Origin of the sequence: Neobacillus piezotolerans (assembly GCF_003362805.1) — a bacterium.
Lineage (GTDB): Bacteria > Bacillota > Bacilli > Bacillales > Cytobacillaceae > Bacillus_D > Bacillus_D piezotolerans.
On record NZ_QNQT01000003.1, the window covers coordinates 1 to 15254 of the forward strand.

Genomic DNA, 15254 nt, shown 5'->3' on the forward strand with positions numbered 1-15254 from the left:
AGGCGTAAGCAGGAACGGCTATTATACTTGGATAAAGGCCGAAGGTAAAAGAGCCGAGAGGCTTGAGAACGATTGGAAGGATTATGAATTGATAAAGGAAACCTTTGATAAGAAGAAAGGTAAGGCCGGTGCCCTTGTTATCAAAATGGACCTCGAAAACAATAAACAAGTGGTAATGAACCATAAGAAGATTCGCCGGATTATGAGGAACTTTAACCTTGTCGCAAAAATCAGGCAGATGAATCCCTATAGGAAAATGGCCAAGGCCAATCAGGAACACAAGGCCCTTCCAAACATACTCAACAGGGAGTTCGCTCAGGATGTCCCAGGCAAAGTCTACCTTACAGACATCACCTATGTTTACTATGGAGCCGGGCATCCGGCGTACCTTTCATGCGTTAAAGATGCCGCCACAAGGGAAATCGTTGCTTATCACCTGTCCACCAATCTGAAGATGGACATTGTTTATCAAACACTTAAGAAACTACGTCAATCCTTTAAGGGAATGATCCATCCTGGTGCCATCCTCCATTCAGATCAAGGCTTTCATTACACGCACCCTGAATTTCAGAAAAGGGTTAAGAAAATGAGCCTTATTCAGTCTATGTCCCGAAAGGGAAATTGTTGGGATAATGCCCCTATGGAATCTTTCTTTGGCCATATGAAGGATGAGGCAGATTATTCGGCGTGCAAAACCTTTAAAGAACTTTCACAAGTGATCGGCAACTATATCCAGGAATACAACAATGAACGATACCAATGGAGTCTAAATAAAATGACTCCGGCACAATACTGGAGTCATTTACTAGCTGCATAGCAAGTTAGGCCTTTTATTTAACTGTCCACTTTATAGGGCATAGTTCACGTTGGACGGCTGGAACCCTTTTATTTGCATCGACATGCGAGTGGTTACACGCGCTTTTTTATAAACCTGGCGCCGAGGTACAGGGCCGCTCCGGCGAGAAGGACGTAAACGACATTCGAGAAAGTGTCCATGAACCCGGCGACAGTTTCCCAGGATGCCCCAAGCATTGCGCCTGCGTTAACGAGAATCGTATTCCAAATCAATGTTCCTGCTGTGGTCAAAAGAAGGAACAGTGGGAATTTCATCTTCGCCATTCCCGCCGGGATTGAAATCAGGCTCCTGACCAGCGGAACGAGCCGACAAAAGAACACCGTCCACACGCCGCGGCGGCTAAACCAAGCATCCGCCTTGTGAAGGTCTTTTCTCGTAAGGCGGAGAAATCTGCCCCAACGGTCGACAATCCGTTCCAGCCGTTCGACATCAAGCAGCCGGCCGACTCCATACAAAACTGCCGCGCCCGCGACGGAGCCGAGGGTTGAAACCGCGACAGCCCCAGTGACCGACAAGTTAGAAGTTGTTGTCATAAAGCCGGCGAAGGTAAGAATAACCTCCGATGGTATCGGCGGAAAAATATTCTCTAGGGCAATCAACAAAAATATCCCTATGTATCCAAATTCATTCATGATTGAAATAATCCAGTTTTCCATTATGCTCTCCTAAGAAGTTGTTTATTGCATTCAAACTGCCAGGCGGAATTTTACCGCGCCGGTTCAAGCATTATTTCTTCCGTATTACCGTTTACCCCGGGTTCGGCCTTGGCGGGTGGATTTGTTCGGTGAACCGCCTGCCTGTTTGGTGCTGGCCTTTCCTCCCCGAGGAGCCATGTCTCTTTTTTTCCCAGCGCCCATTTGTTGTTTTCCCTGGCTGGCTGGACGATTTTTACCGCCTGTGGCATCTTGTTTTCGGCCTTGAAGGGATTTGTCACGGCGCCCAGGTTCGGCGGCTTCGGATTTCGGTTTCTTTGCCCCTTGGACGCCCCTATGATGGGGTTTTCCGGACGGCTTTCTTCCGTCCCGGGATTTCTGTGCGGACTCAGCGGGAGACGGTTTATCTTTCGCGCCTTCCATGATTTCCTTTTTGATCCGGATGTTCAGTTCTTTTTCAATCTCGTTCAGCATCCCCCGGTCAGCCGCGGTGAACAAGGTAATCGCGAGCCCTTTCGTCCCGGCCCGGCCTGTCCTGCCAATCCGGTGGACATAGCTTTCAGCATCCTCGGGGATGTCATAATTGAAGACATGTGTAACGCCTTCAACGTCAAGGCCTCTAGCTGCAACATCCGTGGCGATGAGCAGCTGGTATTCAGCATCGCGGAATTTTTTCATCACTTGCTCCCGCTTTGACTGGGAAAGGTCGCCATGCAGTTCCTCGCATGAAAAGCCATTTGCTTTCAGTACTTCATGCAGCCTGCCGACCCGCCTTTTTGTCCGGCAAAAAATGACCGCCATAAACGGCCTGTGCGTCCGCACTAGTTCCATTATGGCGCCCTGCTTGCCGCGGTCGGTTGTTTGGACGGCGAGTTGGTTGACGGTTTCAGCCGGCCCCTGTGTTTTTTCAACCTGCATATACTGAGGCTCCCGCATATGTTTTTTGGCAAGCTTTCGGACATCTTCGGGCATCGTCGCGGAAAAAAGCATCGTCTGCCTGTCATATGGGGTTTCACGGATGATGGTCTCCACCTCGTTCAGGAAACCGATATGAAGCATTTGATCCGCTTCATCGAGGACAAGGAACGAAATTTCTCCAAGGCGGACCGTTTCCCTGCGAATATGATCGAGCAGCCTTCCCGGCGTCCCAACGACAATATGTACCCGCTTCTCAAGTTTTTTAAGCTGCTTTTCTACATCCTGGCCGCCATAAACTGCCAGCACGCTTATATCCTTGGATGCGACAAGCTTTTCAAGCTCGCTTGTTATCTGGAGGGCGAGCTCTCTTGTCGGGGTGACAATGAGCGCCTGAATTCGGTCCGCATCCGTGTCAATTTTTTCGATAATCGGCAGGATAAAGGCAAGTGTCTTCCCCGTTCCGGTTTGTGCCTGGGCAATGATGTCTTTCCCATCTAGCACGACCGGGATCGCCAGCTGCTGGATTGGCGTTGGAACGGCGATTCCGTTCTCCTTCAAAATCCCCGCCATTTCTATTGATATTCCAAGCTCTATAAAATCAGGCAATAAAATCCCTGCTTTCTTCTTCAATCATTTAGTTTTGATTTTCCTTGTTTTCCGGAAAAAAAGCAAATGATAATCAGCGCATTGATGAAAAGGCAGGCACATAACCCATGTAAAAAGCCGCCTTCCCGATAAGAGGAATAGCGGCTGTCAACTCTATTTAATGGACAAGATTATTCAACGCTGTTACATGGCGCCGATCGGTATCAAGGATGCTTTCAACCATCTTCCGGCTTTCGGGATCAAGGTCCCCTTTGACGATTTCCTCCGACAATTGAATTCCGTAAACATCTTCGCCTTTTAACGCCAGTTTGACAATTCCCTCGGTGTCTTTCGGCATCATCATTTCGCTCATGAATCCCTGAATTTTTCCGACAAGGCCTTCATTGTTTTCCGGAACGCCTCCAAGATTCTGAATCCGCTCGGCAACGATTGCGGCGTGAAGCCGGTGGTCCTGTTGAAATCCCTGGAAAATTGTTTTGACTTCCTGATCGTCAAGCCTTTCGATTAGGTGTTCATACGCGCGGATGCCCATATATTGTCCTTTTAAAAAGGCATTCAGCTCCTTGATGACCGTTTCGTTCTCCATTGTGTGGCCTCCTTTTTCCAATAGGTTTCGGAAAAGGCTGGGAAGTTATTCATTGAGGAAAATGAACTTTTCATGCGCATGGATGAATTTGTTTTCGGATAAAAGCGGCACAGTAGCAAAAGCATTAAGCCTTCCGCAGTGGATGACATCCGCTTCAAAACCCCTTGCCCGCAGCTCCCTTCCGCTGCCGGATTCCCAGATAAGCTCGCTTAATTTATGCTTTGACGACTGAAAAGCACCGATGCACACTTGGGCTTCAGGTGATTTTTCGCCGTCAAGCCAGGACAGGATTGCCCCGGCACCGAGGTAATCCTCAATCGAGGGCCGGAGAGTGTCCTCGTGGTCTGCCGGGTCACTCCACTGCTCTCCGCATGGTACAACGGTAATATCCGCTTTGAGACGCTCCCTGAGTGTATTCGCAGCCTGGGCTGACCCTTCCGCATTAAGAAGTGAGCCAATCAGCAATGCTGGCACCTTGTCTGCAATCCAGGTGCAGAACGCGCCATTCAAGGATGTCAGCACGAATTTTTTTCCTTTAAGCGAGGAATTAAAGGAGACCGGTGACAGGGTCGCCTTGCCGAACTTGGCTGCTTCAGACCTGCCAAGGATGTATTCCCCGCCAACTTGCTCCGCATATGCCTTTCCATCAAGATGGGGAGGATACGGAAAAATTTCGCACCCCGCATGCAATGCGGTCACAACTGTTGATGAAAAGCTTAGCACATCGACGACGATGACAATATCGCCGCGCTCGGCCGCTTCCCGTGCTCCCCGTCTGCCCCACTCCACCCTGACCGGATATGGTGCCTGGCTATACATAACCTCACTTCCTTTCATTTTAGTAATTCCTTCCTAACTCATTTAATAGGGCATAAAGCCCGTCAATTTTATAGAAACTAAGGCAATGGTTATGTCTTCCGCTTCATTAATTAGCGGTAGAAAAAAAGATTCGTCCCTGCTTCACCTTTTCCACGTTTTGGGATTGATGATAGGAATAATATAAAATAGAATAATAGGAATAGATAGTTATATATAGCAGATTTCCGAACGGGTGGGGAGAATTTGTACGAGTTAAAATTACGGTCGATTATAAGGTTGGTTAAGAGCGATAATCCGCAAAAGAGGTTTGAAGGGCTTGACCAGCTTTATGAGTACAGGCAAGTGGAAAACCTTGAAGTGCAGGTGGATGTGCTTCGAGATATGATTATCGCGGCAGCGGGGAATTTTCCAGAGCCGGTTGACAAGTGGGACAATCCTTCGTATTATCTGACGGATTTTGTCTGCAATTTTTCAATCGAGGAAGTTGTTGTTTGCCTGGTTAAAAACTTTGACGGACTGAGCATCGCTGCAAAAGAAAGGGCAATTGAATACTTGCTCGGCACCGAAAATGAGGAGATCTTCCACTTTCTCGAAGAAAAGATTGTTGGCCTCATAAACGGGACGGAAACGTTTACGATTCCAATCGGAGAGCTAACAACCTATCCCGTCCTGGCAAGGGACATCCTGGATAAAACATTGGATAGGCTGCGCTCGGAGCATTATAAGTTCATGATGTATGATTTGCTTCTTTGCGTCAATTCATCGGAAGTGGATAAAGGCTATAAAAAACAGGCTGTCCTTCCAATTCTGCTTGAAGATTACCAGGCGGCAAAGGTGCTTTACCTGAATTTTGACAAGGATTATTCCTCGAAATTCGTTTATACAGCCTGGAAGGAAAATTATTTTTACATCAGGAGCAGGATGAGGCTTTTCCTAACTCTTATGAAATATTATTTCTCGGAGGAGTCCGAAAAGGAGCTTCTTGAGGCTTTGTCTTTCAATGATCCATTCATAAAGACGGAAGCGTTGCTTGTTTGCCTTGCCAAAAATCTTCCGTTCGACCAAACCATCATCGCCGATTGCGCGGAAAATATTGAAAGCGCCGAGATGGCCTATTGGGAATTGCGGGAAATGGATCTGGAGCATCTCTATCCTATAAAAGAAGGCAAGCAGCCGCACCTAGCGAAAACAAGGCTGTTTTCGACCATCGTCAACTTTCCTGAAGATGAAGATGGCGCAACCCATTTTCCGGAGAATATTCGGATTATCGACAAGGTGGAAACGGAGAATTACTATGGACAGCCAATCCGTTTCTATATGATGGGCTTTAAGGAACTTGACAGGGAATTCATTGGCTGGGCAGGCGCCTTTGCGCTTGAGGATGGCGATGATACGGCACATCTTTGGGACGGCACGTATACCGAATTCGAAGAGTTGGATTCCATGTCGATCGAAGGGCACAAAGAGGCATTTTTCAAAAGGCGGGAAGAGGTAAAATCAGAGGTCGAGAACAGTGTTTTCTACGAAAGCAAACCGCGGCTAAGCAAGGGCATGTGGTTTTTCTATGGACTTTTGATCATGCATTGGATCCGGAACGCCATGAGAGGTTTCGAAGGCCCGTTATTGCCATCGCTCTTGTTCACGCTCGCCGGCGTTGCCCTGACTATAAACGAGCTGAAGAAAAATAAAACAAAGAGCATTTCGATTGTCGGGCACGAGCTCATCCTCCAGGATGGGAAAAAACGGGAAGGCATCCTGCTCCATGAAATCGAGCGGGTCGAATATACAAAAAGGCATGTACTTGTTTACGGACAGGAAAGCAAGCCTGCCATGAAGTTTCCCCTTGCCTGGGTCAGATATGAAGTATTCTCCCACCATATGAGGGAACTTACCGGGCATTTGAGGCAAGGTCCCTATATCCAGCCATAACTTATTCCACGGGGCTACCCCGCGTGGATTTACGGGCAAGTTCTATCATCAACTTCCGCCGGAGGCACATCCGGCGGATTTTCTTTTCCCCTTTGTCCTGGAAAAAAAATCATGGTACTCTATCCTTATCGATATTACCGATTTTAATTAATCGTTTTTATGCATAAAGGAGGATGGCGCGTGGATTTTCATCAATTGTTTGTTTTCACAAAAGTGGTTGAGCATAAAAGCTTTTCAAAGGCCGCGGAGGAAATATTCCTTAGCCAGTCAACCGTCTCATCCCATATCCAGTCACTTGAAAAAATGCTCGATGTTAAACTTTTCGACAGGGTTGGCCGGGAAAATATCCTGACTCCCCATGGGGAACGCCTGTATCTCTGGGCCCAGAAGCTCCTTCTTTTAAAAGATGAAGCGCTCCTTGACCTGAATAGGGGCATGGCAGAATTCCGCGGAACAATCCGGATGGCGGCAAGTTCTGTTCCGGGCCAATTTCTCGTCCCAAAAATGATCAAGGAGTTCCGCGCCGAATATCCGGCCGCGACCTTTAATATTTCTGAATATCCCTCAAGGGCCGTTGCGGATAAAGTCCTTGGCGGATCAGTCGATGTCGGCTTGCTTGGGGAAAAATATGAAAATGAAAAATTAAGGTATCTTCCTTTATTGCAGGAAAAACTTGTCCTTGTAACCCCCACAAATATCAAGTTTTCAGGCGCTGTGAAGATTGATGAGGTAAAAAGCCATCCATTTGTAATGAGGCATTCCGATTCCGGAACGAACTCTTTGCTGGAACGTTTTTTGAAAAAAGCAGGCATTCCGAAAGAACAATTGAATATCATTGCATATACCGATTCCGGGCAAAGCTTGATCCAGTTCGTCAGGCAAGGAATCGGCATCGCGATTATGTCTGAAATTGCCGCGCGTGACTATGCAGGCCTGAACATGGTCAACATGTATGAGATTGAAGGCTTTCACGATGAGCGCTATTTTTACCTTGTGTACAACATCAGCAAAACCCTGCCGCTCATTTCGAAGCTCTTCGTGGACTATGCCGGGCGATTGCAGGATTAATCTTCAGCGATACCGAATAGGTAATGTGGATTTTTAAAAGGCTAGGGGGTTCATTCATGCTGACAGAAAAGCAATTGAAAGAAATAAAAGAATTACAGGCCGTGTGCGAGCGGGATGGCGGGTTCGAGTTGAAATTGAACTGGGATATGCTCGCCGCAAGAAAAGAAGGAAGCAAAGATGACTTTTTTCATTACGAAAATGAAACGCTTGTTGGATTCCTAGGCCTTTATGGATTCGGCAACAAGGTTGAATTGTGCGGAATGGTGCACCCCGATTGGCGGAGGAGAGGAATTTTCACCGGACTTCTCAATGAAGCGATTGAAGAGGCGAAAAACCGCGGCACAAGGCAGATTCTCTTGAACGCGCCAGCGGGCTCCATCTCGGCCAAGGGGTTTCTTGAAACCGTCCCGAACCGATACCATGTGACCGAGTACCAGATGAAGTGGGACGGAACCGCTCCTCCTTCAAGTGAAGGGGTTACCCTGCGCCAATCAACCAATCAAGACAATGACCTCGAAGTTCGCCTGGAAGTGGAATGCTTTGGGTTTACCGAACTGGAAGCAGCAGCCTTTCACCGCGTGCTGAAGGAAAGCAGCAATGAAAATTATTATATCATTGAAGCGAATGGGCAGCCGGTCGGAAAGATGCGTGTCGACCACCCGAATGGTGAAGCTTGGATTTATGGTTTCGCGATTTTGCCGGAATTTCAAGGAAAAGGGATTGGCAGGAAGGCACTTTCGTGGATTATTGCCAAAGAGGATCGGGCAGGCCGGCCGCTGTTTTTGGAAGTCGAAGCAAAAAATGCCCATGCGCTCGGACTGTATGAATCATGCGGTTTCAAATCCTACCATGCGCAGGACTATTACGAATATAGTTTATGATTTTTAAAGGCGGCCCCTTTTTGAGGCCGCCTTGTTTTACTATTTTTTGGCGAAGAGGCCACACATGGCATATGGCGGGTTGTACAGGTTATTTCCAATAATTCTCCATCAGTTCGGATGCCCATTTTGGCTGCCGGACTTCTTCTTTCGGCAAGAATTCTTCCAGTACAGGCTTAATATCAATCACCGGCGTGCCGTCAATCGCGTCCAGCCCCGCCACCATCAGCTTATTTCCTTCCCTCTTCAGGAGGCGGACAATCGTTGCGCCAATCCTGTTCGGGCGGTCCTTGCCCCGCTGAGCAAAAATCCCTGTCACGGGCCAATCCGGATTATCCCGCGGCCTTCTCGCGCAGTATTCAATTTTATCCTCTGGGAGGAGATGGAACAGGAACAAAATCTCCAGATGGGAATAATCCTCAATCCCTTCAAGGCATTTCCCATCCAGAATTTCGTTCATTTCAATTTCCGAAATGACATCTCCCCAGTAATCGTCCTTTACTTCTTTGCGATTGTTGCATACCCGGCCCACCGGCTTGACAGTAAACATGCCTGTCTCCTCCATTCTGGATTTTTCAAAAATAATTGCAGCCATTTCTTGAAGTTTCCTATCTTTTTTAAAGCTAAGGCTTATCTTTAAATCGGTCTTGTACCCCGAACTGTTGGCAATCGGTTAAGGACCAAGAAGAAACTTGGATACACTTTTTCTACCATATATCTCCATTTTATTACCAAATTCCACAATAAACAATTTTTTGATGAAAAAAGATTTTCCCAGCAGTATAAATTTCCTCTTCAAAAAATATCATTATTATGGTATATTATTTATGCTGTTTTCTTAGACATGCGGGTGTGGCGGAATCGGCAGACGCGCTAGATTCAGGTTCTAGTGGGGGCAACCCCGTGGAGGTTCAAGTCCTCTCATCCGCACTTTTATTAAAAATCGCAGACTGCGTGCAACACAGCCATGCGTTTCCGGGAAGTAGCTCAGCTTGGTAGAGCACTACGTTCGGGACGTAGGGGTCGCAGGTTCAAATCCTGTCTTCCCGACCATATTAATACCAAAATTTCTGCCTGCGGGTGTAGTTTAATGGCAGAACTCCAGCTTCCCAAGCTGATGGCGGGGGTTCGATTCCCCTCACCCGCTCCAACAACATTATGGAGAAGTACCCAAGTGGTTCAAGGGGGCGCACTCGAAATGCGCTAGGGCGGGCAACCGTCGCGTGAGTTCGAATCTCATCTTCTCCTCTGACCGGCGCCTGTATTCGCAGGCGCTTTTTATTTTTTCAAAACGAAAACAGGACTGGCCAAAAAGGCAGTCCTGTTTTTCTTTTTGCCTATTTTCCAAGGAACGAGTTCAGCATCCACACATGTTTTTCAAGGCTAGCATGGATGGCGAGCAGCATATCACCGGTTGTTTCGTCACCTGTTTCCGCGGCAAGATCCATGCCTTCCTTCAATTCACCGATCAATGTGGTAAAATCGCCCACCACCGAGCGGACCATATCAGTTGCGCTTTCCTTTCCTTCCGCTTCGTTAACGGAGGATAGTTCAAGGCATTCCTTCATGGTTGCAACAGGTTTTTCTCCCAGAGCGAGCAGCCTCTCCGCTAGCTCATCAATATGGATGTTGGCTTCATTATAAAGTTCCTCGAATTTTGCATGGAGCGTGAAAAATTCAGGTCCAGTTACATACCAGTGATAATTATGGAGCTTGATGTACAAGACGCTCCAGTTGGCTACCTGTTTGTTGACGATTGTTGTTAAGTCTTTACTCATGGTTATTCCTCCTGCCATTATTGATTATCCATTATGCCGCTGTTTTAGCAAAAAACAGCCGGCAAAGCCCATTTAAGTATACCCTCCTTCCACACTTTCAATCCTGCGGGGCGAAATCGTCCATCTTGTTTTAAATAAATTTACTTTTTTGTTTGACAAAATAAGATGTCCCTTTATATAATAAATTTTGAAATACATTATCTCAAATTAAAGATACTTAGCATCAACATAACTTAAGGAGGAAAAGAAAATGACTAAAGCAAAATGGGCAATTGACCCGGCGCACAGCAGTGTAGACTTCTCTGTAAGGCATATGATGATCGCAAACGTTAAAGGGAGTTTTCAGGCATTCGATGCTTCCGTTGAAGCGGATCCAAACGATCTGACAAACGCGGAAATCTCTTTCGCGATTGATGCGGCAAGCATTGATACGCATAATGCGGATCGTGACAACCACCTTCGTTCAGCAGATTTCTTCGATGCGGAAAACAACCCGAAAATTACTTTTGCTTCCACTAATATCGTGAAGACAGATGAAGGCGAATACGATGTAACAGGCGACCTGACAATCCGCGGAGTAACACGCCCGGAAACATTCAGTGTAGTTTATGAAGGTTCAGGAAAAGATCCATGGGGCAACGAAAAGGTTGGCTTCAGCGGTACTGGCAGCATTAACCGCGCAGACTACGGCCTTACTTGGAACGCGGCTCTTGAAACAGGCGGCGTCCTCGTTGGGGATAAAATTAAAATTACATTTGAAATCCAGGCTTCAAAAGCCGAATAATGGAATAGGCATAGGCACGGGCAAAAAGCCCGTGCTTTTTTTTGTGGAAATTTAGGCAATTTAACCTATTTCAACGCCTCGTAGTGGATTATTCTGGTTTGTTTGCTAAAATTTAAAGGGTAAGTACTTTCATAGAGATAGAGCAAACTGATTAGGGAGTTCAGGGTGGGATGGTGTTATGGGAAAACTGTTTGGTTATGGAAGCTTGGTGCTCGTACTGGTCGTGCTTATAGGATTTTTTCTTCTTCCTAACCAGGAGAAGGCTTCACTCCTTTTAAAAACAGAGAAGGCGTTATCCTTTTTGAAAAAAGAAAATGCCACAAGGATAAATGCGGATGCCTCAAAGGCGCAGCGAAATCTCCAAAAGAAGGAAGTCCCCCAGCCGCCAAAGCCTGTGGAAAAAATTAAGCTTGATGTACCGCTGTTAAATCAAATGGCTGAGCCAAGGCTGTACAATGGCTGCGAAGTGACGAGCCTGGCAATGGTCTTGAATTATAAGGGAATCGGTGTTTCAAAGGGAGATTTGGCGAAAAAGGTAAAACGGGTTCCTTTGCGATATAAAAATGGACAATACGGAAATCCTTATACAGGGTTTGTCGGAAATATGGAGGTCGGGCCCGGCCTTGGAGTGTACCATGGACCGATTTTTGAGCTGGCTAAGGAGTATGCCGGTTCAAACGCTGAGAACCTGACAGGGCAGCCGTTTAATAAAGTAATTGAAAAACTTGCCGGCGGTTCGCCTGTCTGGGTCATAATCAACACAGCCTACGCGCCGTTGCAGGAAGCCAATTTTAAAACATGGGATACCCCTGAAGGAAAGGTTAAAATAACGTTCAATATGCACAGTGTCGCGGTCACGGGATTTGACGAAGACTATATTTACTTTAATGATCCGTATGGAACGAAGGACAGGAAGGCTGACAGAAACAACTTTATTAAGGCCTGGGAACAGATGGGAAGCCAGGCCGTCGTCATTAATGACTAGGACGGACATCGCTTCAAAGGAAAGCAGCAGGCATTTGCCTGCTGCTTTTTTTGTACCCTTTTTTCTCGGGGCCCATGAAGGCGGTCCGATTCACACTAAAGTAGTCATAACCGATACTGCCTGGCCATATATTTTTTTATTAAGCTGGGCAAAAATTTTGCCTTATCTTCAAATTAGATTATAATTATTATAAAGTAAAAATTAATATTTTTAAGTAATCTTTACACTGTGTTAATAATGTTATTAGGAGGCTGAATCATGGAAAACAAAAAGAAGCTGACTACGAGCTGGGGAGCACCGGTTGGCGACAACCAAAATTCAATTACCGCCGGACATCGCGGTCCGACTCTCATCCAGGATGTCCACTTGCTTGAAAAATTGGCCCATTTCAACCGGGAGCGCGTCCCTGAAAGGGTCGTCCACGCAAAAGGCGCTGGAGCCCATGGCTATTTCGAAGTAACAAAAGATGTAAGCAAATTTACAAAGGCTGATTTTCTCTCTAAAGTTGGCAAGCGCACTCCAATGTTTATCCGATTCTCAACAGTAGCTGGCGAACTCGGGTCTTCCGACACGGTTCGCGACCCACGCGGCTTCGCGGTAAAATTCTATACCGAGGAAGGAAACTACGACCTGGTTGGAAACAATACTCCTGTATTTTTCATCCGGGACGCTATTAAGTTCCCTGACTTCATCCATACACAGAAACGAAATCCAAAAACGCATCTCAAAAATCCGAATGCGGTTTGGGATTTCTGGTCGCTTTCGCCAGAATCGCTCCACCAGGTCACGATCCTGTTCTCTGATCGCGGCATTCCGGCGACTTTCCGCCATATGCATGGCTTTGGCAGCCATACATTCAAATGGGTGAACGCCGCGGGGGAAGCCTATTGGGTGAAATACCACTTTAAAACTGAACAGGGCATCGCAAACCTGGCCGCTGAAACAGCCGCTGAAATTACGGGAACCAATCCCGACTACCATATTGAAGATTTGCATAATGCGATTGAAAATGGCGATTATCCGGCATGGAGGCTATATGTGCAAATTATGCCGCTGGCGGATGCGGATACATACCGCTGGGATCCGTTCGACGTAACGAAGGTTTGGTCCCAAAAGGATTATCCCCTTCAGGAAGTCGGCCGGATGGTCCTGAATAAAAACCCGGAAAATTATTTCGCGGAAGTTGAGCAGGCTACATTCTCTCCGGGGAACTTTGTCCCGGGAATCGAAGCTTCGCCAGATAAAATGCTTCAGGGACGCCTATTCGCCTATTCTGACGCCCATCGCTACCGTGTCGGTGTAAACCACAACCTGCTGCCAATCAACCGCCCCCGCAACGATGTGAACCATTACCAGCGCGACGGGCAAATGAGGTTTGATACCAATGGCGGCGGAGCGGTCTATTATGAGCCGAACAGCTTCAGCGGCCCGAAGGAAACGCCGGAGAATAATATCGCGCCTTATGAGGTCACAGGCTCTGCTGCCAGCACCGCGTACAGCCATGACGACCATTTTACCCAGGCGGGTGACCTGTACCGTCTTATGAGCGAAGAAGAAAGAGCCCGGCTTGTCGCGAATATCGTCGCGGCGATGAAACCGGTTGAACGTGATGACATTAAATTGCGCCAGATCGGCCACTTCCTGAAAGCAGACAGGGAGTATGGAACCAGAGTCGCCGAAGGGCTTGGGCTGCCGCTTCCGGTAAACGCATAAAATTTGGCTGCGTTAAAGGGCACAGTTTTAATTTTTCACTTAGTTGATTGAAACATAGGGCACCGACTCCTCGAAAATGCTACGCATTTTCTTCGTGCGTGGGCAAGTTCAAGGATGCCATTCAGTGTCCTGCGGGATGCAGCGGCAAGGTGGAGACCCCACAGGCGCTGGCGCCGAGGAGGCTCCTTACTGCTCCTGCGCCAATGAATATTCGAAGAAGCTGTCTTCAGCTCGTCGCAAATCTGCGTGATGCTTTTCAAAGATGCTTTTTCATGAAGATATTCAGGTAGTTGCTTTGACGCCCCGCAGAAAGCGTGTGCCCGGAGTGGAAATCAGCAGCTAAGTTTAACTAAGAAAAAAATAAAAAGGAAACGAGCCTATATAAAGCCCGTTTCCTTTTTTAATTAACTCGTGACACTATTTCCTGAAAGAGTGACTTCGATTGTACGCTCTTTGCCGTTCCGGTATATTTTCAGCTTTACTTTGTCACCGGCTTTGGCGCTTGAGTACATATAGCGCCTTAAATCGGCTGAATTCTCAACCTTCTTTCCGTTGATTGCAACGATGAGATCCTGTTTTTGGACTCCGGCTTTATCCGCCCCGGACCCAGGCTGGACGAACGTAACCATTGTACCTGAATCGACCTCTTTAGGAAGGTCCTGCAGGAAGGCCGGATGGATTTCCTCAAAATCGGCAAGGCTTACGCCGAGATACGGCCGTTCGACTTTGCCGTTTTTAATCATTTCGTTAACGATGGGGACAACATTATTGCTTGGGATTGCGAATCCAAGCCCCTCCACTCCGCTTTCCGAGATTTTCAGAGAGTTAATGCCAATCAGCTGGCCTGCTGTATTAATAAGCGCGCCGCCCGAGTTGCCCGGGTTGATCGCCGCGTCTGTCTGGATAACGTCAAGCTTCCATTCGCCGGCGGATGTATTCACATCGATGCTTCGGTTAATCGCGCTGACAATTCCCCGAGTGACGGTCCGTGAGAGATCCTGTCCAAGCGGGTTCCCGATTGCGAACACTTCATCACCGGGACGCAGGCTTGAAGAATCCGCGAACTCAAGCGTTTGTGAAACATACTTGGCATCTACTTTTATAACAGCGAGGTCTGTCAGGGCATCGGCGCCAACCACCTCGGCTTTCGCCTTCTCCCCGTCAAAAAACGATACTTCGAGTTTTTCAGCATCCTCGATTACATGATTGTTTGTCACGATATAAGCAGTGTTTCCATCCTTTTTAAAAAGAACGCCTGATCCTGATCCCCGCTCCACGATTCCCTGGGCATCACTGAATGGGTTGTTATTTTGCTGGAAATTGACAATGCCAACGATTGCTTTGGATGCTTTTTCAACCATATCGGCAACCGATCCTGTTTGGGAAGCGGTTGAAGCGGGAACAAGATTTGCAGCCGGGCTGCCTGAGCTTTCCGCCTGTGTTGAGCCTTGTTTATCAAGGTTTGTACCGATATCTGTATAATTGACAGCCGCGAGTGTGAGGGCGGAACCGATGACCCCCGCGCTGATGGTAGAAAGGAAGCTTTTCATTTTTCCGGATTTGCCCGGTTTTTTTTCAGGTTCCGGCTGCGGCTGCTGGATTTGAGGATAGTCCTGGTAAAAATCACTCATTGTGATTACCTCCTAGTATATTCCTTTTCTTATCTGTTACTATCTTAACC

The 15254-nt window shown here is 47.3% G+C and carries 14 protein-coding genes and 4 tRNA genes; 11 read left to right on the forward strand and 7 right to left on the reverse strand.

Annotation, left to right across the window (positions count from 1 at the left end):
- Positions 1–817 (forward strand): IS3 family transposase (locus tag DRW41_RS09005; RefSeq protein ID WP_115451669.1); only part of this gene is annotated, 817 nt, incomplete at its 5' end.
- Positions 818–909: 92 nt separating this feature from the next.
- On the opposite strand, the gene DRW41_RS09010 is transcribed toward DRW41_RS09005, so the two are convergent.
- The 4 genes from DRW41_RS09010 to DRW41_RS09025 form a co-directional block, all read right to left on the reverse strand.
- On the reverse strand, positions 910–1512 hold the full coding sequence (locus DRW41_RS09010) for a DedA family protein (protein WP_115451670.1): 603 nt from the start codon (positions 1510–1512) through the stop codon (positions 910–912).
- 84 nt (positions 1513–1596) lie between these two features.
- Positions 1597–3057, reverse strand: coding sequence for a DEAD/DEAH box helicase (locus DRW41_RS09015; protein ID WP_439330859.1), 1461 nt, complete (start codon positions 3055–3057; stop codon positions 1597–1599).
- A gap of 133 nt (positions 3058–3190) precedes the next feature.
- Entirely contained in the window at positions 3191–3619 is a 429-nt protein-coding gene (locus DRW41_RS09020) for a ferritin-like domain-containing protein (protein WP_115451672.1), read from the reverse strand.
- A gap of 45 nt (positions 3620–3664) precedes the next feature.
- Positions 3665–4456: a 2-phosphosulfolactate phosphatase gene (locus DRW41_RS09025; RefSeq protein ID WP_245959393.1), complete on the reverse strand. Its 792-nt coding sequence runs from the start codon at positions 4454–4456 to the stop codon at positions 3665–3667.
- Positions 4457–4681: 225 nt separating this feature from the next.
- Between DRW41_RS09025 and DRW41_RS09030 the strand changes: the two genes are divergently transcribed.
- From DRW41_RS09030 to DRW41_RS09040, 3 genes are all read left to right on the forward strand, one after another.
- On the forward strand, positions 4682–6367 hold the full coding sequence (locus DRW41_RS09030; RefSeq protein ID WP_115451674.1) for a hypothetical protein: 1686 nt from the start codon (positions 4682–4684) through the stop codon (positions 6365–6367).
- Between the two features lie 180 nt (positions 6368–6547).
- On the forward strand, positions 6548–7435 hold the full coding sequence (locus DRW41_RS09035) for a selenium metabolism-associated LysR family transcriptional regulator (protein ID WP_115451675.1): 888 nt from the start codon (positions 6548–6550) through the stop codon (positions 7433–7435).
- A 56-nt stretch (positions 7436–7491) separates the two neighbouring features.
- On the forward strand, positions 7492–8316 hold the full coding sequence (locus DRW41_RS09040) for a GNAT family N-acetyltransferase (RefSeq protein ID WP_115451676.1): 825 nt from the start codon (positions 7492–7494) through the stop codon (positions 8314–8316).
- 88 nt (positions 8317–8404) lie between these two features.
- Here DRW41_RS09040 and DRW41_RS09045 read toward each other — a convergent pair whose 3' ends face one another.
- The gene (locus DRW41_RS09045) at positions 8405–8863 is read right to left on the reverse strand and encodes an SAM-dependent methyltransferase (RefSeq protein ID WP_115452045.1); all 459 of its coding nucleotides are present in this window, start codon (positions 8861–8863) and stop codon (positions 8405–8407) included.
- A gap of 296 nt (positions 8864–9159) precedes the next feature.
- On the opposite strand from DRW41_RS09045, the gene DRW41_RS09050 reads away from it, so the two are divergent.
- The 4 genes from DRW41_RS09050 to DRW41_RS09065 all read left to right on the forward strand — a co-directional run bounded on the left by DRW41_RS09050 (position 9160) and on the right by DRW41_RS09065 (position 9561).
- Positions 9160–9243: transfer RNA gene (locus tag DRW41_RS09050), tRNA-Leu, on the forward strand.
- Positions 9244–9289: 46 nt separating this feature from the next.
- Positions 9290–9366: transfer RNA gene (locus DRW41_RS09055), tRNA-Pro, on the forward strand.
- Positions 9367–9389: 23 nt separating this feature from the next.
- Positions 9390–9463 (forward strand) — tRNA-Gly (locus DRW41_RS09060).
- A gap of 10 nt (positions 9464–9473) precedes the next feature.
- Positions 9474–9561, forward strand: a tRNA-Ser gene (locus DRW41_RS09065).
- 89 nt (positions 9562–9650) lie between these two features.
- Here the strand turns inward: DRW41_RS09065 and DRW41_RS09070 are convergent.
- Positions 9651–10091, reverse strand: coding sequence for a Dps family protein (locus tag DRW41_RS09070; protein ID WP_115451677.1), 441 nt, complete (start codon positions 10089–10091; stop codon positions 9651–9653).
- Positions 10092–10341: 250 nt separating this feature from the next.
- On the opposite strand from DRW41_RS09070, the gene DRW41_RS09075 reads away from it, so the two are divergent.
- The 3 genes from DRW41_RS09075 to katA all read left to right on the forward strand — a co-directional run bounded on the left by DRW41_RS09075 (position 10342) and on the right by katA (position 13573).
- Positions 10342–10875: a YceI family protein gene (locus tag DRW41_RS09075; RefSeq protein WP_115451678.1), complete on the forward strand. Its 534-nt coding sequence runs from the start codon at positions 10342–10344 to the stop codon at positions 10873–10875.
- A 178-nt stretch (positions 10876–11053) separates the two neighbouring features.
- Positions 11054–11860, forward strand: coding sequence for a C39 family peptidase (locus DRW41_RS09080; RefSeq protein ID WP_115451679.1), 807 nt, complete (start codon positions 11054–11056; stop codon positions 11858–11860).
- Between the two features lie 258 nt (positions 11861–12118).
- Positions 12119–13573 (forward strand): catalase KatA, encoded by a 1455-nt coding sequence (gene katA / locus DRW41_RS09085; protein ID WP_115451680.1) that lies wholly within the window; start codon positions 12119–12121, stop codon positions 13571–13573.
- 404 nt (positions 13574–13977) lie between these two features.
- Here katA and DRW41_RS09090 read toward each other — a convergent pair whose 3' ends face one another.
- On the reverse strand, positions 13978–15204 hold the full coding sequence (locus tag DRW41_RS09090; protein ID WP_115451681.1) for a S1C family serine protease: 1227 nt from the start codon (positions 15202–15204) through the stop codon (positions 13978–13980).
- Positions 15205–15254 lie beyond the last annotated feature (50 nt).

Bases quoted from the DNA above. Each gene is read 5' to 3' on its own strand.
- DRW41_RS09010 (WP_115451670.1), bottom strand. From the start codon at position 1,512: ATGGAAAACTGGATTATTTCAATCATGAATGAATTTGGATACATAGGG.
- DRW41_RS09020 (WP_115451672.1), bottom strand. From the start codon at position 3,619: ATGGAGAACGAAACGGTCATCAAGGAGCTGAATGCCTTTTTAAAAGGA.
- DRW41_RS09025 (WP_245959393.1), bottom strand. From the start codon at position 4,456: ATGAAAGGAAGTGAGGTTATGTATAGCCAGGCACCATATCCGGTCAGG.
- DRW41_RS09040 (WP_115451676.1), top strand. From the start codon at position 7,492: ATGCTGACAGAAAAGCAATTGAAAGAAATAAAAGAATTACAGGCCGTG.
- DRW41_RS09045 (WP_115452045.1), bottom strand. From the start codon at position 8,863: ATGTTTACTGTCAAGCCGGTGGGCCGGGTATGCAACAATCGCAAAGAA.
- DRW41_RS09070 (WP_115451677.1), bottom strand. From the start codon at position 10,091: ATGAGTAAAGACTTAACAACAATCGTCAACAAACAGGTAGCCAACTGG.
- DRW41_RS09075 (WP_115451678.1), top strand. From the start codon at position 10,342: ATGACTAAAGCAAAATGGGCAATTGACCCGGCGCACAGCAGTGTAGAC.
- DRW41_RS09080 (WP_115451679.1), top strand. From the start codon at position 11,054: ATGGGAAAACTGTTTGGTTATGGAAGCTTGGTGCTCGTACTGGTCGTG.
- katA (WP_115451680.1), top strand. From the start codon at position 12,119: ATGGAAAACAAAAAGAAGCTGACTACGAGCTGGGGAGCACCGGTTGGC.
- DRW41_RS09090 (WP_115451681.1), bottom strand. From the start codon at position 15,204: ATGAGTGATTTTTACCAGGACTATCCTCAAATCCAGCAGCCGCAGCCG.